This window comes from Pseudomonas sp. LAMO17WK12:I1, assembly GCF_900177315.1.
Taxonomy (GTDB): domain Bacteria; phylum Pseudomonadota; class Gammaproteobacteria; order Pseudomonadales; family Pseudomonadaceae; genus Aquipseudomonas; species Aquipseudomonas marginalis.
The window spans coordinates 21,707-42,800 of sequence record NZ_FWZV01000027.1 but is presented as its reverse complement, the minus strand read 5'-3'; the positions used below and the strand labels follow the sequence as shown (position 1 = coordinate 42,800).

Here is a 21,094-nt window from a genome sequence, read left to right as displayed (position 1 = left end):
ACGCTATCCTCCTTATTAAAATAGGGTGGCTAATTGGATCCAATGCACACTAGAGGCTGCCCATAGGCTTGTCAAACGGGCACGGTTTCGGCTTGTAAGCGTTTCAACGCTCGACTCCGGCGGCCCACGCGCGGGTTTTGCCAGGTCTGACACGCCGCTGGTGTATTGCGACATTACCGCATATATATATTCCCTAACGGTATTTAAATTACCGTTCTTATGCCTATAAAGTCACTCTCCTGTCTGACCGGGAGTGAACTCATGTCCGCCACCTCTACTGTTCCAACAGCGACCCTTGCCACTCAAACGTTCGAGATTCGACCACTGCCCGGCAGCGTCGGTGCCGAGATTGTCGGCCTGGATTTGTCCCGGCCAGTCAACGACCAGGATTTCGCCCGCATTCATCGCGCGCACCTGGATCACCACGTGGTGGTGTTCCGCGATCAACGCATCACGCCCGAACAACAGATCGCTTTCAGCCGCCGCTTTGGCGTCCTGCAGATCCACGTGCTCAAGCAGTTCCTGCTGGCCAACCACCCGGAAATCCTGATCGTCTCCAACATCATCGAAAACGGCCAATCCATCGGCCTGGGTGACGCAGGCAAATTCTGGCACTCGGACCTGTCCTATAAAGAGCTGCCGAGCCTGGGCTCGATGCTCCACGCCCAGGAGCTGCCGTCCGAAGGCGGCGATACCCTGTTTGCCGACATGCACAAAGCCTGGGACCAACTGCCCGAGCACCTGCGCAAAGCCGTGGAAGGCCGCAGTGCCGCACACTCTTATACCGCGCGCTACAGCGAAACCAAATTCGAAGGCAACTGGCGCCCGACGTTGACGCCCGAGCAGCTTGCCCAAGTCGCGGAAGTGGTTCACCCCATCGTGCGCACCCATCCGGAAAACGGCCGCAGGGCGCTGTTCGTCAGCGAAGGCTTCACCACCCGCATCGTCGGCCTGCCGGAAGATGAAAGCCGCGAACTGCTGGCCCAGCTCTACGCCCACAGTGTGCTGCCGCACAACATCTACCGCCACCAATGGCAGCCCCACGACCTGGTGTTCTGGGACAACCGCTCGCTGATCCACCTGGCCGCCGGTTGCCCGAGCCATCTGCGCCGCAAGCTGTTTCGCACCACCATCCAGGGCGACGCGCCTTTCTGATTCGGAGCATGACCATGTCCAGGAAAACCCCATTTGCACGGCTGGCCATGACCGTCGGCCTCGGTATGAGCCTGTTGGCCGGCAGCCTGCTGGCTCCGACGGCTGCGCAGGCCGAAGGCGAGATCCGCATCGCCGAACAGTTCGGTATCGTCTACCTGCTGCTTAACGTAGTGCGCGACCAGAACCTGATCGAAAAATACGGCAAGCAGGAAGGTCTCGACATCAAGGTCGATTGGACCCAGCTGTCCGGCGGCGCAGCGGTCAACGACGCACTGCTCTCCGGCTCGATCGATATCGCCGGTGCCGGCGTCGGCCCGCTGTTGACCATCTGGGACCGCACCCATGGCAAGCAGAACGTCAAGGCCGTGGCCTCCCTGGGTAACTTCCCCTACTACCTGGTCAGTAACAATCCCAAGGTCAAGACCATTGCCGATTTCACCGACAAGGACCGTATCGCCGTGCCCGCGGTGGGCGTGTCGGTGCAGTCGCGCTTCCTGCAATACGCCGCCGCCAAGCAATGGGGCGACAAGGAATTCAATCGCCTCGACAAGTACACCGTCGCCGTCCCGCACCCGGATGCCACCGCCGCCCTGATCGCCGGCGGCACTGAACTGACCGGGCACTTCTCCAACCCGCCGTTCCAGGATCAGGCCTTGGCCAACCCGAACGTGCATGTGGTGCTGAACACCTACGACCTGCTGGGGCCGAACTCGCCAACGGTGCTGTTCGCCACCGAGAAATTCCGCAACGACAACCCGAAAACCTACAAGGCATTTGTCGAGGCGTTGACCGAAGCCGCGCAATTCGCCCAGAACGATAAAGGCGCGGCGGCCGACACTTACATCCGCGTCACCAAGGCCAAGATCGACCGCGCCGAATTGCTGAAAATCATCGACAACCCTCAGTTCGAATTCAGCGTCACGCCAAAAAACACCTACCCGCTGGCGGAATTCCTCTACCGCGTCGGCGCCATCAAAAACAAGCCTGAATCGTGGAAGGACTACTTCTTCCAGGATGCCAAGCCCCTGCAAGGAAGTTGAGATGAACGCGCCCTTGCAAGGCCACACGGCCAGCAACCTGCACACCGCCGCACCATTGCTGGCGGTGGATAACGTCAGCCTGGAATACCGCACCCCCGAGCGCGTGGTGCGCGCCACTCACCAAGTCAGCTTCGAGATCGACCCGGCGGATCGCTACGTGTTGCTCGGCCCATCGGGTTGCGGCAAATCCACACTGCTCAAGTCCATTGCCGGGTTTATCAAGCCCTGCGAAGGCGAGATCCGCCTGCTGGGGCAAAAGGTCGAACAGCCGGGCCCGGACCGCATCGTGGTGTTCCAGGAGTTCGACCAGCTGCCGCCGTGGAAAACCGTCAAGCAGAACGTGATGTTTCCGCTGCTGGCGTCGAAGACCTTAGCGCGTCGCGAAGCCGAAGAACGGGCGCTGCACTACCTCGACAAAGTCGGCCTCAGCGCCTTTGCCGACGCTTACCCGCACACCCTTTCCGGCGGTATGAAAGCCCGCGTGGCCATCGCCCGCGCCCTGGCCATGCAGCCGAAAATCCTGCTCATGGACGAACCCTTCGCCGCCCTCGACGCCCTGACCCGGCGCAAGATGCAGGAGGAATTGCTGCTGCTCTGGGAAGAAGTGCGCTTCACCCTGCTGTTCGTCACCCACTCCATCGAAGAAGCGCTGGTGGTGGGCAATCGCATCCTGCTGCTGTCGCCGCATCCGGGGCGTGTGCGCGCGGAAATCCACAGCCATCAATACGACCTGCACAGCCTCGGTGGCGTGGAGTTCCAGGCGTCGGCGCGGCGGATTCATCGCCTGTTGTTCGATGAAGCGCCCGAGGCCGAACGTGAGTTGGGTTTCGCCGACATCCGAATCGCTTACTAAGGGGACAACCCAATGCGCCAGGAATACGAAATCAACCTTGAGCCGCTGCTCAGCGTCCCCGTGGAACGCGAACTGCCCCTGCGCCAACGCCTGTGGCAGCAAGGCTGGCTACGCAAGGGCCTGATCCTGATCGTGCTCGCGATCCTTTGGGAAGCCGTCGCGCGCTACCAGAACAACGACCTGCTGCTGCCGAGTTTCCTGCAGACCTTTCACGCGCTCTATGACGGCCTGCTCAGTGGCGAACTGCTGGGCAAGGTGAGCATCTCGCTGGTGGTGCTGGTCAAGGGCTACCTGATCGGCATCGTGCTGGCGTTTGCCCTGACCACCCTGGCGGTGTCGACGCAACTGGGCCGTGACCTGCTGAGCACCCTGACCTCGATGTTCAACCCACTGCCGGCCATTGCGTTATTGCCGCTGGCGCTGCTGTGGTTCGGCCTGGGCCAGAACAGCCTGATTTTCGTGCTGGTGCATTCGGTGTTGTGGGCGCTGGCGCTCAACACCTATTCCGGGTTTCTCGGTGTGTCCGAAACCCTGCGCATGGCCGGTCGCAACTATGGCCTCAAGGGCATGCGTTTCGTGTTGTTCATCCTGATCCCGGCGGCACTGCCGTCGATCCTCGCCGGGCTGAAAATCGGCTGGGCCTTCGCCTGGCGCACCCTGATCGCCGCCGAGCTGGTATTCGGTGCGACCAGCGGCAAGGGCGGCCTGGGCTGGTACATCTTCCAGAACCGCAACGAGCTGTACACCGACAAGGTATTCGCCGGCCTGGCGGTGGTGATCCTGATCGGCCTGCTGGTGGAAAACCTGGTGTTCGACACCTTCGAGCGCCTCACCGTGAAACGGTGGGGCATGCAGCGCTGATACCCCCAGCCTGCTACGATTGCGGCCAGCTCACTCCCGACTGACCACGAGTGCTTGGCATGCAACTACCCGACATGAACCTGTTGGTCGCCCTCGACGCCTTGCTCGACGAGGGCAGCGTGGTGGGCGCCGCGCGGCGGATGAACCTCAGTCCGGCGGCCATGAGCCGTACCCTCACACGTATTCGCGAAGCGGTGGGCGATCCGATCCTGGTGCGCGCCGGTCGCGGCCTGGTGCCGACGCCCAAGGCCTTGCAGTTGCAAGGCCAGGTGCGCAACGTGGTGGAGCAGGCGGCGTTGCTGTTTCGCTCGGCGGATCAGGTTGATTTGAGCACCTTGCGCCGTCGCTTCAGTGTGCGCGCCAATGACTTTTTCATCGGCGTGTATGGCGGTCGGCTGTTCGACACCATGGAGCGCATGGCGCCACTGTGCGAGCTGTGTTTCGTGCCTGAAGGCGACACCGATGATGAAGCCCTGCGCGAAGGGCGGCTGGACCTGCGCGTGAGCAACACCATGCCGGTCACTCCGGAAGTGAAGGTGCAGAACCTGTTTTCCACCACCTTCGTGGGCCTCGCGCGGGAGGACCATCCGTTGTTTGACGACGAGATCACCGCCGCGCGCTTCGCCAGCTATTCCCATATCAGTATCTCGCGACGTGGCATCGCCCGTGGGCCGATCGACACCGCGTTGAATGCCCAGGGCCTGGAGCGGCGGGTGGCGATGATTGCGCCGGGTTTTCACGGTGCGATGTTCATGTTGCCCGATTCCGACCTGATTCTGCCGGTGCCCAAGGAAGCCCTGTTGAGCGCCAACCGCTTGAAGCTGCCACTGCGCGCGTTTGCGTTGCCGATCTCGCTGCCGACGTTGGTATTGGCCCAATCCTGGCACCCGCGCTTCGACAAAGACCCGGCTCATAAGTGGCTGCGCGAAACCATGCGCGAAAGTTGCCACGCCACCTGGCTGGAAGCCCAACCCACCTGATCTACAAGCCATGCGCGGTCAAAATGTGGGAGGGGGCTTGCTCCCGATTGCTGTGTGCCAGACCCAGATTTTCTATCTAATCCAGCGCAATCGGGAGCAAGCCCCCTCCCACAAGGGTTCTATAGTGAGTCCAGGATTGCGCCTGGCGCACTTATATCCTGCCAACATGTAACTTTTTGTCATGGATGTGCCTGATTAAACTGCTCGGGTATTTCTAATCCCGAGCTGCCTGTTCATGACTTCCCTCGCTGCCCCCACCCTTGCGGCCGCAGCCAGACCCACCGCCATCACCCCGCCTGTATTCGGCCCGCGCATCATCATCGGCCTGGTCGGCGTGTTGCTCGCGGTGCTGGTGTCCGGCCTCAACGAGATGGTCACCAAGGTGGCCCTCGCGGATATTCGCGGTGCGCTGTACATCGGCTTTGACGAAGGCACCTGGCTGGTGGCCGCGTACACGGCCACTTCCGTGTCGGCCATGGCCTTTGCGCCCTGGTGTTCGGTGACGTTTTCCCTGCGGCGCTTCACCCTGTGCGCCATTGGCCTGTTCACCGTGCTCGGGATCCTGTGCCCGTTTGCGCCGAACTACCAAAGCCTGCTGCTGCTGCGTACCGTCCAGGGCCTGGCGGGCGGTGCCTTGCCGCCGATGCTGATGACCGTGGCGCTGCGCTTCCTGCCGGCCAACGTCAAGCTGTATGGTCTGGCTGGCTACGCACTTACCGCCACGTTCGGGCCGAGCCTCGGCACGCCGTTGGCGGCACTGTGGACCGAATACGTCGGTTGGCAGTGGGCGTTCTGGCAGATCGTCGGGCCGTGCCTGCTGGCCATGGCCGCCGTGGCCTACGGTTTGCCGCAAGACCCGCTGCGCCTGGAGCGCTTCAAGCAGTTCAACTGGCGCGGACTGCTGCTGGGGTTTCCGGCGATCTGCATGCTGGTGATCGGCATTCTGCAGGGCAATCGCCTGGACTGGTTCGAGTCGGGCCTGATCACCTTCCTGCTGTGCGGCGGCAGCGTGCTGCTGGTGCTGTTCATGTTCAATGAATGGTCGCACCCGATGCCGTTTTTCAAATTGCAGATGCTAGGCCTGCGCAACCTGGCGTTTGCCCTGATCGTGCTGGCAGGCGTGCTGATGGTGCTGACCTCGGTGATCATCATCCCCTCGAGTTTCCTCGCCCAGGTCCAGGGTTATCGCCCATTGCAAACCGCGCCGGTGATGCTGCTGATGGCGCTGCCGCAATTGATCGCGCTGCCGCTGGTGGCGGCGTTGTGCAACCTGCGCTGGGTCGATTGCCGCTGGGTCCTGGGGATCGGGCTGGGGATGTTGGTGCTGTGTTGCGTGGGCAGTGCGCACCTGACCTCGGCATGGATTCGCGACGATTTCTACGGCCTGTACCTGCTGCAAATCTTCGGGCAGCCCATGGCGGTGTTGCCGCTGCTGATGCTCTCCACCGGCAGCATTCAACCGGCGGATGGGCCGTTCGCCTCGGCCTGGTTCAACACCGTCAAAGGCCTGGCTGCCGTGATTGCCACCGGCGTGCTGGATGCGTTGACCACCCAGCGCCTGCACTTTCACTCGACCATGCTGGTGGACCGCCTGGGTAACTCGCCGCTGGCCGACGGCGATGCACCGGGCCTGGCCCAGCGCCTGCACGAGCAGGCCGTGGTGCTGACTTCTTCGGACCTCTATTACGTCATGGCCGCTGTCGCGGTGGCGTTGATCCTGCTGATTTTCTGGATGCCCACGCGGATTTTTCCGCCTCGCGCACCGACCTAGCCACAAGGACTTCCCATGAAACGCAAAGACAAAATCGCCGTCTCCGTTATCGCCGTGTTTGCCGTCGGCGTGCTGGTCTACCTGGTCGCGCCCGGCCTGTTGGGCAACAAGCGCCAGGCCACCAACGACGCCTTCGTCGCCGCCGATTTCACCCTGGTGGCGCCACGTGTGGCGGGCTTTATCAAGGAAGTGCTGGTGGAAGACAACCAGCGCGTCAAGGCCGGGCAACTGCTGGCGCTGATCGACGACCGCGATTTTCGCGCCGCCGCCCAGGCCGCCGACGCCGACACCCTGGTCGCCCAGGCCCAGCTGAAGAACGCCACCGCGACCCTGGAGCGCCAAACCTCGGTGATCGCCCAGGCCCAGGCCACCGTGGCGGCAGACCGCGCCGAAGTGGCCTTCGCCGAACATGAGCTGAACCGCTACAACCACCTCGCCGGCGTGGGCGCGGGCACCGTGCAAAACGCCCAGCAAGCCAAGACCCGCATCGACCAGGCCACCGCGCGCCTGGCTAACGCCACGGCGGTGCTGGCGGCCGAGCGCAAGCAGGTGGAAATCCTCACGGCCCAGCGCGATGCCGCCGAAGGTGGGCTCAAGCGTGCCCAGGCCGCGTTGGAAATGGCCAGTTATCAGCTGTCCTACACGCGCATCGTCGCGCCGGTGGATGGCATGGTCGGTGAGCGCGCGGTGCGGGTGGGGGCCTATGTGACCCCGGGCAGCAAGATCCTCGCGGTGGTGCCGTTGGCCGAGGCCTACGTGGTCGCCAATTTCCAGGAAACCCAGCTGTCCCATATGCACGCCGGCCAGACAGTGCAGGTGCGGGTCGACAGCCTCGACGGGGAGCTGCTCAACGGCCACCTGGAGAGCCTCGCACCTGCCACGGGTGTGACCTTCGCATCGGTCAAGCCGGACAACGCGACCGGCAACTTCACCAAGGTGGTGCAGCGTATCCCTGTGAAAATCGTCCTCGAACCCAACCAACCGCTGACCGAGCGCCTGCGGGTCGGCATGTCGGTCGAGGCCAGCGTCGACACCCAGCCGGTCGCGCCGCAGCGTGAGGTGGCCCAGCAATGAGACACCTAGCCTGGCTCACCTTGAGCGTTATCAGCCTGAGCGCCTGCACCGTCGGCCCGGACTTTCAGCGCCCGCACACGCCGCAAGCCACGCGATGGAGCGAACCTCAAGGGCGACAAGCCGCCAGCCGAGCAGTGAGTGATCCGCTGCAAGAGCGCTGGTGGGACGTGTTCCACGACGAGCAACTGTCGGCCCTCACGCGCCGCGCGCTGACCGATAACCTCGACCTGAAACTGGCCAGCAGCCGCCTGCAACAAAGCCGTGCGGTGCGCCAGGTGACTACCGCCGAGCGCTATCCCACTGTCGACGCCACGGGCGCCTACCAGCGCAAACGCAACAGCGGCAAAGGCTTGAACGACCCCTCCGGCGAAAACGGGCGTTCCGCGTTCAACCAGTGGGACGCGGGCTTCTCGGCGTCGTGGGAGCTGGACTTCTGGGGACGGGTCAAACGCGAAACCGAAGCCGCCGACGCCACCCTGCAAGTGGCGGAAAACGACCGCCGCGCCGTGCTGTTGTCGGTACTGGCCGAGACCGCCCAGGACTACATCCAGCTGCGTGGCGTACAGAACACCCGCGCGGTGACCGAGCAAAACCTCGACGTCGCCCGCCACAGCCTCAAGCTCTCGCAGTTGCGCCTGGCCGACGGCGTGGCCACCGATCTGGATGTCGCCGAAGCGGCCGCCCAGGTCGCCGCCATCGAAGCGCGGCTGCCGGATCTGCAGCAACGCCAGGACCAGTTGATCAACGCCCTCAGCCTGCTGATGGGCGAGCCACCCCAGGCCCTGCACGCGCAATTGTCCAAGTACGCCGCCGTACCGCAGACCCAACGCCAGGTCGCCATCGGCCTGCCGTCGGAACTCGCCGAGCGCCGTCCGGATATACGCCAGGCCGAGGCGCGCCTGCACGTCGCCACCGCCAGCATCGGCGTGGCCAAGGGCGATTTTTACCCGCGTATTACCTTGTCCGGCAGCCTCGGCTCCCAGGCCATGCAACTGTCGGATTTCGGCTCCTGGGGCTCCCGCGCGTTTGCCTTCGGCCCGCAAGTGAGCCTGCCACTGTTCAACGGCGGCCGCCTGCAAGGCATGCTGGACCTGCGCGAAGCCCAGCAACAGGAAGCGGCCCTGGCCTACCAGCACACCGTGCTGCGAGCCTGGCATGAAATCGACGACCAACTGACCCGCTACAACGCCAGCCAACTGCGTCGCGATAGCCTCGCCGAAGCCGTGCGCCAGAACCAGATCGCCCTGACCACCGCGCAGCACCAATACGTTGAAGGTGTGGTGGATTTCGTCAACGTGCTCACCGTGCAAAGCGCGCTGCTGGCCACGCAGGAGCAGTGGGTGGAGAGTTCTACTGGCGTGTCGTTGGCCATGGTCGGCTTGTACAAGGCGTTGGGCGGGGGGTGGGAATCGGTGTATCCGCTGCAAACCGCCGAGCGCTGAACCACAAAGAGTTTTGCCAGCCGCGAAACAAGGTGTAATGATAATTGCTCTCAATAATGTATCTGAGCTTTTCATGGACACCGCGACTGACGGCCAGCAACAGCTTCACCTCCTGTACCGTGACCATCACGGCTGGCTGCAAGGCTGGCTGCGCAAGCGCCTGGGCGACCGCGAACACGCCGCCGATGTGGCGCAGGACACCTTCCTGCGCCTGCTGGTCTCCGGTCGTTACCCCGGTGACAAGGAAAGCCGCAGCTACCTGGTGCAGATCGCACGCAACCTGGTGATCGACCAATGGCGCCGCCTGCGTATCGAGCGTGCCTACCTGGAAAGCATCGCGCATTTACCCGAGCCCGAGTCGCCGAGCCTGGAAACCCGTGCGCTGATTCTCGAAACCCTGATGCAGATCGACGCCATGCTCGACCGCATGCCCGACAACGTACGCCGCGCGTTCCTGCTCTCGCAGTTCGAAGGCCTGAGCTACGCGCAGATCGCCGAGCGCCTGGGCGTCACGGTCAGTTCGGTGCAGAAGTACATGACCCGCGCGATCGTCGCCTGTTACCAGGTGGCGTACGCAGAATGAGGCCCGACGCCCCCATCGCCCCGGCCATTGTCGAGCAAGCCAGCGAATGGCTGATGCTGCATTGGAGCGGCGAGCTGCAAGGCGAGCAACGCCAGGCGTTTGTGCAATGGCAGGCGGCGGATCCGGAACACCGTCGCGCCTGGCAACGTCTGCAGCACCTGCAACAAACCCTTGGCAGCGTGCCTATCGACAGCGCCCGTGCGGTGTTGCGCGACACCCCGGACACCCAGCGCCGCGCCGCGTTGAAACTGCTCGGCCTGCTGCTGGTGGCGGGTGGCAGCGGCTACCTGGTGCAGCGCAGCGAACCCTGGCAGGCAGCCTTTGCCGACTACCGCACCACCACCGGCGAGATTCGCCACGTGACCCTCAGCGACGGCACGCGCCTGGACCTCAACAGCGACAGTGCAGTGGACCTGCGTTTCAGCGCCAGCGAGCGGCGCATTCGCCTGATCCGTGGCGAGATCCTGTTGACCAGCGGCCACGACCCGGTGTGCCCTTTGATCGTCGAAACCCCGGCCGGTGACGTGCAGGCGCTGGGCACCCGTTTTGCCGTGTGCGAACTGCCCGATGGCAGCCGCGTCGACCTGTATGAAGGCCGCGTGCGGGTCACCCCGTTGCAGGGCCCGGCGGTGCAGATGAATGCCGGCGACAGCCTGTGGTTCAACTCGCGCCAAAGCTCGGCGTTGCCTGCGGTAAGTGCCAATGCCAGCAGTTGGACCGAGCATCGGCTGATCGCCGAGCGCCAGCCATTGGGCGAGTTTGTCGCGCAACTGAGCCGCTATCGTCCAGGCCTGTTGCGTTGTGATCAGGCGGTGTCTGGCCTGCTGCTGACGGGGGTGTTCCCGTTGAACGATACCGACGCGATCCTCGCGGCTCTGGAGCGTTCGCTGCCGGTGCAGGTGCAGTCGGTGACGCGCTACTGGGTGACCATCAAGGCACGGGCCTGAAAATTTTTTTATCGATGCTTGTCGGTTTGCGCGCCCCGTTCGGGATACCTCTTGAAAGCCAATCAAGAAGCGTTCTCACGGGGAGTCCTGCAATGCCGCACCACCCAATCCAACCCTTGGCCCGCGCCTTGCGCCGTGGCCTGTTTGTCAGCCTGCTGGCGACGGTGCCGATGCTGCCGACCCAGGTACATGCCGAAGACAGCACCGAAGCGCTGCGTGCCTACAACATTCCGGCGGGCAGTCTCGATCAGGCCTTGAACCAGTTCGCCAGTGCGTCGGGCATCTTGTTGTCGGTCGATGCTTCCCTTACCCAAGGCAAGCGCACCACAGGCCTGCAGGGAAGTTATGGCGTCGGGTCCGGCCTGGAGCGGCTGCTGGCAGGCAGCGGCCTGGTGGCGGTGCAGGCCCAGGGTGGTTGGTCGTTGCAGGCGATGCCATCCGCCGGGCCGTTGCAGCTCGGCGCGACTCAGATCAGCGCCCAGCAGGCCGAGGAAAGCGCCTGGGGCCCGGTGGACGGCCTTGTCGCCACGCGCAGTGCGTCCGGCAGCAAGACCGATTCGGCATTGGTGGAAATCCCCCAGACCATCAACGTGATCACCGCCGCCGAGATCAAGGCTCGCGGCGCCCAGAGCGTCACCCAGGCGTTGCTCTACACCCCGGGCATGACCGCCGGTGGCTTTGCCGACCGGGTCAAGTTATTCGACGAACCTACCTCGCGCGGCTTCACCCCCACGCCCTTGTACCTTGACGGTTTGCACCTGCCCTACGGCGGCGGCAGCACGGGTGGCGCGCTGCAGATCGAGCCCTACTCCCTGGAGCGCATCGAAGTGCTCAAGGGCCCGGCCTCGGTGCTGTATGGGCAAAACCAGCCTGGCGGTATCGTCAATATGGTCAGCAAGCGCCCCAGCGAAACCCCGGTGCACCGGGTGGTGCTGGAAGCCGGCACCTACGAGCACAAGAGTGCGGCCATCGACCTCAGCGGCCCGCTGGATGAACAGGGGCAATTCCTCTACCGCCTCACCGGCCTGGCCAACGACGGTCAGGACGAGATCAACTACGTCGAGAACAAACGCCAGTTCATCGCCCCCAGCCTCACCTGGCGCCCCAACGACGACACCCGTGTGACGCTGTTCGCCCAATACCAGAAGGACAAGGGCGTGCCCGAGGCCCAAGGGTTGCCGGCGTCCGGCACCTTGTGGGCCAACCCCAACGGCAAGATCAAGCGCGATGTGTTTATCGGCGAGCCCGGCGTCAACCAGTACAACCGCGAGCAGTACGTGCTGGGCTACGAGATTTCCCATCGCCTCAACGACACCTGGACCCTCAAGCAGAACGCGCGCTACGCCGAAGTGGACGACCGCTACACCGCACCGCTGCACGGCTACCGCTTCGTCGCCAACCCGGCCACCGGTGTGCAGGACCAACGCTACCTGCAACGCTTCGGCGTGGACTGGGCGCAGAACAACAAAGTGTTTGGCGTGGACAGCATCGCCCAGGCCGAATTCGACACCGGTGCGTTGTCCCATACGGTGATCGTCGGCCTGGATTACTACCACTCCGGCTCGCTGTTCCATGGCCTGTATGACCGCAACCCACCGGTAATCGACCTGTTCAAGCCGGTCTACGGCCAGCGCCTGAATTTCGGCCAACCGTACCGCTGGGACCGCACCCTGAGCCAGACCGGCCTGTATGTGCAGGACCAGATCAAACTGGATAAGTGGGCCCTGGTGCTCGGTGGGCGTTATGACTGGGCCAGCGTGGTGAACAAGGAGCCGCTGCAAGGCACCCGCTTCGCCAGCAAGGACGAAGCCTTCACCGGCCGCGCCGGCCTGGTGTACCTGTTCGATAACGGCCTGGCGCCTTTTATCAGCTATTCCGAATCGTTCCTGCCGCTGACCGGCACCGACGCCCAGCGCAAACCGTTCGACCCCTCCACCGGCAAGCAATACGAAGTGGGCATGAAGTACCAGCCGCCGGGCCAGAAGAGTTTCGTGCAGGTCGCGGTCTACCAGCTCGACCAGGAAAACGTGCTCACCACCAACCCCAACGACACCTTCAGTACCCAGAGCGGCGCCATGCGTTCCCGCGGCGTAGAGCTGGAAGCCAAGGCCGCCCTCAGCGACGCCTGGGAGATCATCGCCTCGGCCGCGCGCAACGACATCAAGTACACCAAGGACGAAGAAGGTCGCCAAGGCCGCCACCCCGCTGGCATCTCGCCGCTCACGGCGTCGATGTGGGTCAACTACACCGTACTGGGCGACACCCCGCTCGCCGGCCTCGGTGCCGGCCTGGGCGTCCGCTACGCGCGCCAAAGCCTGGGCGATTACTACGAAGGCGCGTTCAGCGTGCCGTCGTACAGCGTCTACGACGCCAGCCTGAACTACGACCTGGGCGCCTCGCCGCTCAAGCTCAAAGGCGTGAAACTGGCGATGAACGTGCAGAACCTCACCAACAAGACCTATGTCTCGCAGTGCACCAGCGACCTGGATTGCTACTACGGGGAGGGGCGTACGGTGGTGTCCAGCCTGACCTATGACTGGTAACCACCTTCCAATGTAGGAGCGAGCTTGCTCGCGAAAAACGTTAACGATGACGCGGGTCTTTCTGAATGCTCGCGGCAATCTCAGGTTTTCGCGAGCAAGCATCCATCAAGGATTGCGTAAAAACACCACATACCCCCGAAACCACTCACTCCCCTGCAAATACCCCGGCTCCTCCCACTCTCCACCCTGAATCAAACCGATCTTGAACGGCAGCCCCATCCGGTTCATCCGTGGCAAATACGCCGCGTAATCCGGGATGCTCTGGCGCCCTTGATAGGTCTGCACCACCACCTCATCCACCACGTCTTTGAGCTGGGCGATGGCGGTGGGGTCGGCGTTGCTGCTCCAGTCCATCAGGCCGGTGATACTCAGTTTCAGATCGGCCGGCAGGCGCTGGCGCAGGTCGCGCAGGAAGTCGGCGTATTCGTGCAGGTATTGGGTGCGAGCATCGAAGTCGATCTGGATGCCGACCACCGGGTTGCCTGCGTCGCGCCAGCGTTGTACCTGGCCGAGCAGTTGGGTGTAGACCTGTTCGGGCCAGCGCAGGGTGTGGGCGCGGTAGACCACCCAGACGTCGCCTCGGGTGAGGCGCGGCACGCTGATGCCTTGGGCGATCAGTTGCACACCGCGCAGGGGCGCGCGGCGGGTGGCGTTGATCTGGCCCTGGAGGATGTACAGGGTCTTGGCCTGCTTGAGTACCGGCTGGGGCGTGACGCCGCTCCACAGCCAGAAGGCGTCGTAGTCGCGGGCATCGACGGCACCGAAGGCCGGGCTTGCCAGCAACAGCACGCCCAGCCACAGGTGCTTCACCAGTAGTACTGCAGCGATTTGCCCCACTGGGTGTCGGCGAAACCACTTTTCAGTTGGCGGAACCAGGCTTTGCGCACGCCAGGTTCGACGTCCTTGCCGCCGCAGCTGTTGTAGCCGGCCGGCGCGTAGCAGTTGATGGCGCGGAACAGGGCGTAGGCCTTGTCGTTTTTCGGCGCCTTGGCGTTGCCGATGACCTGCTGGTAACCGTCGAGCCGCGAGAAGGTTTCACCCTTGAAGTCCGAAGCGGTGCTGCCCAGGCTGCCGGCGGCGCGGGCCTGCTCCAGAGGCATGCCGTCCAGGCCGTTGCGCAGGATGAATTCGCCGAAGCAGTTCAAGGCCTGGGGGTTTTTCGCGTCTGTCTGCAAGGCCGCTGCGGTTTGCGCGATGCTCGGGCAGGCGTAGCCGGATTCGGCCTTGTCGCCGTTCCACTGGAACAGCTTAAGCGTCTGGCTGGCGCTGTAGACATAACCCAGGCTGGTGCCCAGCTTGTCCTCGGGGGCCTGGGCCGGCAGTTGCTTGAGGTCTTCGGCGAAGGTGGCGAACTGGCCGTGCAGCAGGTCTTTGTAGAGCAGCACGAATTGCGCGGTCTGGCGTTCCAGCGGATCGCTCGCCTGGGCGATCTGCTGGCGCAGCAGTTCAGGCCCGGCGATGTTGCGCAGCAGGATGTAGCGCACCTGTTTGGCGCTGATCGGCGAATCGCTGGCGAACACCTTGGCCAACTGGCCGCTGCGCTCGTAGTTCATGGCCAGGGCCAACTCCAGCTGGTCGCGTTGCAGCGGCAGTTTTGCCAGCGGCAACAGTTGCAGCCACAGCGCTTCGGCGCCTTTCCAGTCCTGCTTGGCTTCCAGGGCCAGGGCGCGCAGGGTCTGTTGGCTGAAGGCGAAGTAGTTGAGGCTTGCCGGCACGCTCTGCGGCAACTGCTTCAAGGCGGCGTCCGGTTGATGCTCGATGTACAGCGCACACACGGCCAGCAAATACTCATAGAGCTCCGGCTCGCTGGCGAACGCGGCTTTTTGCTTCTCGAGGTCTGCGCGGTTGAGGGCCGGCTGGTTGCCGCCGCGCATCACCATCAGGTCGCTGACGAGCTGGATCATCGGGGTCTTGACGGTATCGCTGTTGACCATCAACAGCTTGAGGTCAGCTTCTTCTACCAGCTCATCCTCAGACACATTGCGCTGCTCGTCGGTGGCCGTCAGTGCCCAGGCGAACGCGTCGGCGAGCTGGGTGTTGTCGTCGGCCAGCCAGTACACCCGGCGCAGCAGGCCGTGGGCCGAGGCCGCGTATTCGCCCTGTGGATAAGTCTTCAGGTAGGCCTTGAAGCCCTGTTCGGCCGTGGCCAATGCGGGTTTATCCACACGGTCCAGGTGCGGCACGCCGTCTTCGTCATAGGTGTCGGCCTGGGCCTGGTTGAGCGCTGTGCGGGCGGTCATGTACAGCGCAGTTTCCTTCAGCCACGGCGACTGTGCACTGCCGACGCCAGCAAAGCCTTGCGCGGCCTCGGCGAAGCGGCCGCTGTAGAAATCGGCGGCGGCTTGCAGGTAGGTGCGAAACAGTTGGCCGTCGGCTGACTGGATCTGCTGCGCCTCGGCGATCACCGGGCCATCCCAGGTGCAGGTGGTGAGCAGTTGCAGCCGCGCCTTTGCCAGCAGCGCGCGCTCGGCCGCCGGCATGTCGGCCTTGACCACCTGGCGGATAAACGCCGTGGCGCTGTCATCGTCGTTGCTGCGGCAGCGGCTGCCTTCGCCATTGAGGAAGGCTTCGCCGGCGGTTTTGTACGCCTCGCGCTTGATGCCCAGGGGCGTCAGCAGGGTGTCCAGCTCGGCGGTAGGCGAATCGTCCGAGTCGGGCTCGGTCTCTGCACTGGAGGCAGCGGCCAGGCGATACACCGGGAACGGCACCGGGCCGAAACCCTGGGCCAGGTCATCTTCGCTCAACGCCCTGGGCGCCAACGGCGCGGCCTTTTTGTCCGCCAGCAACAGGCGCAGGTTGGCCCGGCTGTCATTGCCCGGGCTCAGGAACGGCACGTTGTTGCAAGGGTCGAGGCTGTCACGCGAGACACGCCAATCGGGGTAGCACGAATCGTCGGAACTGGCCTGGGCCTGCTGGGAAATACCGGCCAGCAGGGCCAGTGCCAGGGGGGAGAGAAAACCGATACGCATGACGTGTCCTTGATCCTGGGTCCTTGGAGGGCGGCAATCATAGCGTGTTCCTGCGGGCGCTTCGGTGAAGCCCTACACAAATTGCTGATTTGTCCGATTCCAGAAGCGAACCGGGGGCTTTTGTCCTAGAGTGGCGGTGTTTGCGCTGAGGCACTCAAGGCAACAGCGGGGGAATCGAGGTGCGCCGGTCTGTGGTAGAGCAAAACGAAAAGGTCGGGGCGTTGCCCGCATTCAATCGTCTTACGTGGGAACGCGTCGGTTGGCTGAGCCGACTGTGGTGGGTGCCGATCCTGGGACTGGCCATGGCCCTGCGGTTTTACCGCCTGACATCGGCGGCGATCTGGGGCGACGAGGGCTCCAGCCTGCTGCTCAGTGAATACGCCGCTGCCGACCTGTGGTTTCACGCCGCTCACGATGTGCACCCGCCGTTGTACTTCTTCATGCTGCGCGGCTGGATCGAGCTGTTCGGCGACAGTATCTGGTCGATTCGTGGCATGAGTGCCATCCCCGGCGTGGTTGCGGTGGGCCTGGGTGTCTGGCTGACACGGCAACTGTCTACCCGGCGTGCTGCCGTGCTGGCGGGGATCCTGCTGGCGCTGCTGCCCACGGCGGTGCGCTACAGCCAGGAAGTGCGCATGTATTCGCTGCTGGGCGTGTGGCTGCTGGGGGCCACGCTGGCGCTGGTGTACTGGGTACGCCAGCCCGAGCGGCTGCGCTACCTGGCCATGTATGTGGCGTTGATGAGCGCCGGGTTCTACACACATTACTTCACCGCCCTGTGCGTGCTGGTGCATTGGGCTTACCTGGGGGTGCTGTGGCAGGCGCAGCCGCGAGGCCGACGGCTGATCGCACGCCCGGCCTGGTGGGTAGCCAATGCCGCGATTGTGCTGTTGTACGTACCGTGGCTGCCGAACCTGCTGGACCTGGTGCAGCACGTCGAACAACTCAAGGTAGGCGGGGACATAGGCTGGGAAGAACCGGTCAGCCTGTTTTCCCTGCCTTCGATGATCTGGCAGTTCGTGTTACAGGATGAAGGTATCGGCTTCTGGCCACCGCTGTTCTGGTTTGTCCCGCTGTTACTGATGGCCGTGGTCGTGATGACGGCCGCGCGAGACCGCGAACGCCATCGGCCCGCTTGCCTGCTGGCGCTGTTTTTCCTGCTGCCGCTGTTGCTGGTCTACGGGGTATCGTTTATCTCCCCGGTGTTTATCGAGCGCTACCTTACGGTGTACGCCTTGGGTTTGCCGATCCTTGTCGCCATGGCGATCGACCGCCTGCCTGCGCGCTTGTCGCTGCTGGGTGCGGCGCTGTTCGTGCTGTTTGTCGGCGTGGAGCTGGTGGGCCTCAAAAACAACTTCACGGTGGATGAGCACGACCAATTCAATGTGCCGGTGGAGTTCGTCAATCGCAATTACCAGGAAGACGATCGCATCGTCCTCAGCGACATGATGTGGTACCTCAGCTATGTGTATTACGACCAGACCGACGCCCAACTGCAGCTCTACACCCCGCCCAAGCCCGATGGCACGCCGACCCGGCCCAACGCCTACGGCTTCGGCACCCTGGTGGACCAGGACGGCGGGCGCATTTACCTCGACCGCCTGTCGGCACTGCCCGCCGACACCCGCCGCGTATGGCTGATCAGCAGCAACGAAGTGCTGGACGATTTCGCGCCACTGCCCCAGGGCTGGCGCGAACTCAGTCGCCAGGACGGTGGTGGTGCCAGGGTGCGTTTGTTCGTGTTGTGCAACGTGCCGCCACCACAACCCGAGGGCTGCCGCTAGACTCGGTTAAATACCTTTTTTCAGGAGTCCGTCATGGAATCGCCCGTGCACAGCTTGCCGTCACTGTTCAAACAGCTTGGGCTGCCGGATGACCCGGTCGGTATTGATCAGTTTGTGACCGCCCACTCGCCACTCAAGCCGGATTTGAAGTTGGCTGAGGCGTTTTTCTGGACAGACAGCCAGAAAGCATTTTTGCGTGAGGAAATCTTGGACGATGCGGATTGGGCGGAGGTGGTGGATGAGTTGAATCTGATGTTGCGGGGTGGGCGAGGGGTGTAAAAAAATCTTTTGAAAATTGTGTTTTTGTAAAAAAAAAAGGTGAGCAGTAAAAAAATCTGGGCTTTAATCGCCTGGGTTATTTTTTCTTGGGGGATTCACCTTGGCAACAGTCGGATATGCCCATCTATGTGAAGTCCTGGACCTAAAGATTATTGCGCCCTCCCGTGTTGCGATGATTAAACCCGTGACCAGAATCACTCGAATCGGCACTTGTCTGGCTGTGCCGGCCGCTGTGGCGCCCGCGCATGCTGCGTTATTTGAGCATGTGCTATTTGCTCTCAAGCATGAAGGCGTGAACCTGGCCGTGCTCGCCCAGGCTTTTGAACGGCTTGGTCCTGAGCCCTTTTTGGTTGCCTTGGCGGATTCGCCCAATGGTGCGTTCATTCGCAAAGCTTGTTTTCTATGGGAGGGATTTACCGGGCAGGCCCTGGATTATTCAAAGCCCGTTCGAGGCCGCGTCGTTGCCTTATTCGATCCCGAGCGCTACGTAACCGGACCCAGCATCCGCAACAGCCGCTGGCGCGTGGATTTCAACGGCTTGGGTTCTTTGCATTACTGCGCCACCGTGGAGCGAACGCCTGAGCTGGACGCGTTGTTGGCGCTCAATGTGCTGGCCCGCGCCAAATCCTTCATGGCCACCCTCCCACCCGAAATGATGGACCGTGCCATCCAGTGGGCCTACCTCCACGAAACCCGTGATTCGTTTGCCATCGAAAAAGAACAACCCAGCGAAGAAAAATCCCGCCGCTTCGTTCAACTGTTACGCCAGGCCCACGAAGGCCGCTTGCTGACCGAGGACTACCTGGTAGATCTGCAGAACAGCACCGTCTCCAACCCCTTCGACAAAGCTGTCGCGTTTCGCCATGAGCAGAATCATCTGCACAACGGCCTGCGCGGCGCGGCGGGCGTCAGCTATGTTCCTCCAGCCCCTGAACTTTGCCGGGAACTGATGGAAGAGCTGATGGCCTTCGCCAATCAGCCAGTACGTGAAGTCGACCCCCTGGTAGCGGCGGCAGTCACTGCCTTCGGCTTCGTATTCCTGCACCCGTTTATGGACGGCAACGGGCGATTGTCGCGCTTCCTGATCCATCAGACGCTCTGCCATTACGGTGCACTGGAAAACGGCCTGCTGCTACCGGTGTCCGTCGCAATGAAGCACGAAGAGCAAGCTTATCTGGCCGCTCTCAAAGCCTTTTCCCAGCCGACGCGGGAATTCTGGAACGTCACGTGGCTGGACGGCGATCAAATGGCCTTCGACTTCATCGGCCACCCCTCGATCTACCGCTACTGGGACGCCACCCACTGCGTCGAATTCACCCTGCAAATGGCCCGCCGCGCGTTGGAAGTGGAACTGCGCGAAGAAACCGAATTTCTCGACCGCTACGACCGCGTGATCAAGGCCGTGAACCAGCGCTTTGATGTGCGCGGCAGTGATCTATCAAAGCTGGTGATGATGTGCCTGGATAACGAGGGCAAGGTTTCCAAGAACCGACGCAAGCAGTTTCAGTACAGCGTATCGGAGGAGGTGTTTGAGTTTATTGAGGAGGAGGTGGGGCATGCTCTGCGCGACACTGGGAAATTTCCTATCGACTAAACGGAAGTGGACGGTAGTGGCCGGTGGGAGGCGCTCGCTATTAACAGGCGCTAACTCCCTGCTCTGGACACAACATGAAACGCTTGGTCCCACGCAGCGAAATTGAAAGCTATGAACTCACAAAGATCGAGAGTCCCTATTTTGCAAGACTAAAAGTCCGAGAGTTTTTTCGTGCCCCGTATGCGTTGCCCGGGTTGAGTGAACTGCTCAGTGAGTGCGGTCTTTCTCCCGTTTGCTGCTCCGCTGAAAAAGACCAACGGCGGGTCTTGGATAAACTGGCAGCCGGTGATTGGTTGTTTGTGATGGACTATCCCTTTCTCCCTTTAAGTCGCGAATGTCGCGTCAAATATGGACATCTAATGGGACGCCGACTGTATGTTGGGCCTGGCAAATGGGAGAAGGGTATTTCTCTCGGATGGGAAAGATCTCGCGAACACCACTAGCGTTATGACTCAACGGTGGGTAAGGCTTGATAGTCGAGATGATCAATTTACTCACCGATCAGTTGAGCGTCGATATGGAGAGCTGCGGTATATAAAACAACGTTATCTGGAGGGCGATGACAGCTGGCAGGTGGGTGGTAAGTCATGGCATTGGCAGCCTGTAACACCGGATGTGGCCTATGAGTACAAGGAAGCAGGAAGATGACGCGCAAGCATGTTTTTTGGTTTTGGGGAGTCATGGATGCCCTTTATCTGATTCGGTATGCAGTGGCCAGCGCAATAGAGGGAAGGATTCCTTATTTAAGCGATTTTGAAAGTGCTTTATGGGTGCTGCGTGATCATAGTGTTGTGCAGTTATACATGTTCGGCTTTGCCATGCTGCTGCAAGCTTCCATCGTAATCTCGTGCTTACTGTTCTTTCTTGGACGTGAACAGGTGAGGTGGGTTACTTACCTTCAAACACCCTTGCGATTGGCTTTTATTGTGCCTTCTGTTTCGCTGTTGCTGGTAGGTGCTCAGTTTTTTCCTAACTACAACTTGGTGTTAATGGCTGCGTTAGTCGTTGCGTCCGAGGCAGTGAAAATCTGGAGCGTCTGGCGGTGGAGCAAAAGGTGCTGATGTTTTCCAGCAGGGCCGCTTAGGAGGCTGAGCGGGCAATAAGCCGGTTGCACAGACCCAACCATCCCCTTGGTCACGGCCACACGGATCCCCCTTCGCGAGGTGATGGGCCAAAACAAGCGCCACCTGGATGGCGAGGCCGCACAGCAATCCTGAAG

At 62.3% G+C, this 21,094-nt stretch carries 17 protein-coding genes; 15 read left to right on the top strand and 2 right to left on the bottom strand.

Annotation, left to right across the window (positions count from 1 at the left end; all coding sequences use genetic code 11):
* Positions 1 to 261: 261 nt before the first annotated feature.
* The 11 genes from B9N88_RS31965 (at position 262) to B9N88_RS31915 (ending at position 13,249) form a co-directional block, all read left to right on the top strand.
* Entirely contained in the window at positions 262 to 1,155 is an 894-nt protein-coding gene (locus B9N88_RS31965) for a TauD/TfdA dioxygenase family protein (protein WP_027608057.1), read from the top strand.
* A 14-nt stretch (positions 1,156 to 1,169) separates the two neighbouring features.
* Entirely contained in the window at positions 1,170 to 2,195 is a 1,026-nt protein-coding gene (locus tag B9N88_RS31960) for an ABC transporter substrate-binding protein (RefSeq protein ID WP_027608058.1), read from the top strand.
* 1 nt (position 2,196) lies between these two features.
* A complete protein-coding gene (locus B9N88_RS31955; RefSeq protein ID WP_027608059.1) occupies positions 2,197 to 3,048 on the top strand; it encodes an ABC transporter ATP-binding protein in 852 nt (283 codons plus the stop codon).
* A gap of 12 nt (positions 3,049 to 3,060) precedes the next feature.
* On the top strand, positions 3,061 to 3,909 hold the full coding sequence (locus B9N88_RS31950; RefSeq protein WP_027608060.1) for an ABC transporter permease: 849 nt from the start codon (positions 3,061 to 3,063) through the stop codon (positions 3,907 to 3,909).
* Between the two features lie 59 nt (positions 3,910 to 3,968).
* On the top strand, positions 3,969 to 4,889 hold the full coding sequence (locus B9N88_RS31945) for a LysR family transcriptional regulator (RefSeq protein WP_027608061.1): 921 nt from the start codon (positions 3,969 to 3,971) through the stop codon (positions 4,887 to 4,889).
* A gap of 235 nt (positions 4,890 to 5,124) precedes the next feature.
* On the top strand, positions 5,125 to 6,660 hold the full coding sequence (locus tag B9N88_RS31940) for an MFS transporter (RefSeq protein ID WP_027608062.1): 1,536 nt from the start codon (positions 5,125 to 5,127) through the stop codon (positions 6,658 to 6,660).
* A 15-nt stretch (positions 6,661 to 6,675) separates the two neighbouring features.
* A complete protein-coding gene (locus B9N88_RS31935; RefSeq protein WP_027608063.1) occupies positions 6,676 to 7,734 on the top strand; it encodes an HlyD family secretion protein in 1,059 nt (352 codons plus the stop codon).
* Positions 7,731 to 9,176: an efflux transporter outer membrane subunit gene (locus B9N88_RS31930; protein WP_027608064.1), complete on the top strand. Its 1,446-nt coding sequence runs from the start codon at positions 7,731 to 7,733 to the stop codon at positions 9,174 to 9,176. The genes B9N88_RS31935 and B9N88_RS31930 overlap by 4 nt, the downstream gene beginning before the upstream one ends.
* A 73-nt stretch (positions 9,177 to 9,249) precedes the next feature.
* Positions 9,250 to 9,759, top strand: a complete 510-nt coding sequence (locus B9N88_RS31925; protein ID WP_027608065.1) for a sigma-70 family RNA polymerase sigma factor — start codon at positions 9,250 to 9,252, stop codon at positions 9,757 to 9,759.
* Positions 9,756 to 10,706 (top strand): FecR domain-containing protein, encoded by a 951-nt coding sequence (locus tag B9N88_RS31920; protein WP_027608066.1) that lies wholly within the window; start codon positions 9,756 to 9,758, stop codon positions 10,704 to 10,706. Before B9N88_RS31925 ends, B9N88_RS31920 begins: the two co-directional genes overlap by 4 nt.
* Positions 10,707 to 10,798: 92 nt before the next feature.
* On the top strand, positions 10,799 to 13,249 hold the full coding sequence (locus tag B9N88_RS31915; protein WP_027608067.1) for a TonB-dependent siderophore receptor: 2,451 nt from the start codon (positions 10,799 to 10,801) through the stop codon (positions 13,247 to 13,249).
* Positions 13,250 to 13,354: 105 nt separating this feature from the next.
* Here the strand turns inward: B9N88_RS31915 and B9N88_RS31910 are convergent, their stop codons facing one another.
* Both B9N88_RS31910 and B9N88_RS31905 read right to left on the bottom strand, forming a co-directional pair.
* On the bottom strand, positions 13,355 to 14,059 hold the full coding sequence (locus B9N88_RS31910) for a DUF3142 domain-containing protein (RefSeq protein WP_027608068.1): 705 nt from the start codon (positions 14,057 to 14,059) through the stop codon (positions 13,355 to 13,357).
* The gene (locus tag B9N88_RS31905) at positions 14,056 to 16,218 is read right to left on the bottom strand and encodes a PA5441 family protein (protein WP_027608069.1); all 2,163 of its coding nucleotides are present in this window, start codon (positions 16,216 to 16,218) and stop codon (positions 14,056 to 14,058) included. Before B9N88_RS31905 ends, B9N88_RS31910 begins: the two co-directional genes overlap by 4 nt.
* A gap of 179 nt (positions 16,219 to 16,397) precedes the next feature.
* On the opposite strand from B9N88_RS31905, the gene B9N88_RS31900 reads away from it, so the two are divergent.
* The 4 genes from B9N88_RS31900 (at position 16,398) to B9N88_RS31885 (ending at position 20,936) form a co-directional block, all read left to right on the top strand.
* Entirely contained in the window at positions 16,398 to 18,002 is a 1,605-nt protein-coding gene (locus B9N88_RS31900) for a glycosyltransferase family 39 protein (RefSeq protein WP_027608070.1), read from the top strand.
* 33 nt (positions 18,003 to 18,035) lie between these two features.
* Entirely contained in the window at positions 18,036 to 18,281 is a 246-nt protein-coding gene (locus B9N88_RS31895; RefSeq protein ID WP_027608071.1) for a DUF2789 domain-containing protein, read from the top strand.
* 100 nt (positions 18,282 to 18,381) lie between these two features.
* Entirely contained in the window at positions 18,382 to 19,875 is a 1,494-nt protein-coding gene (locus tag B9N88_RS31890; RefSeq protein WP_043293823.1) for a Fic family protein, read from the top strand.
* Positions 19,876 to 20,519: 644 nt separating this feature from the next.
* Positions 20,520 to 20,936 (top strand): hypothetical protein, encoded by a 417-nt coding sequence (locus B9N88_RS31885; protein ID WP_027608072.1) that lies wholly within the window; start codon positions 20,520 to 20,522, stop codon positions 20,934 to 20,936.
* Positions 20,937 to 21,094: the final 158 nt, after the last annotated feature.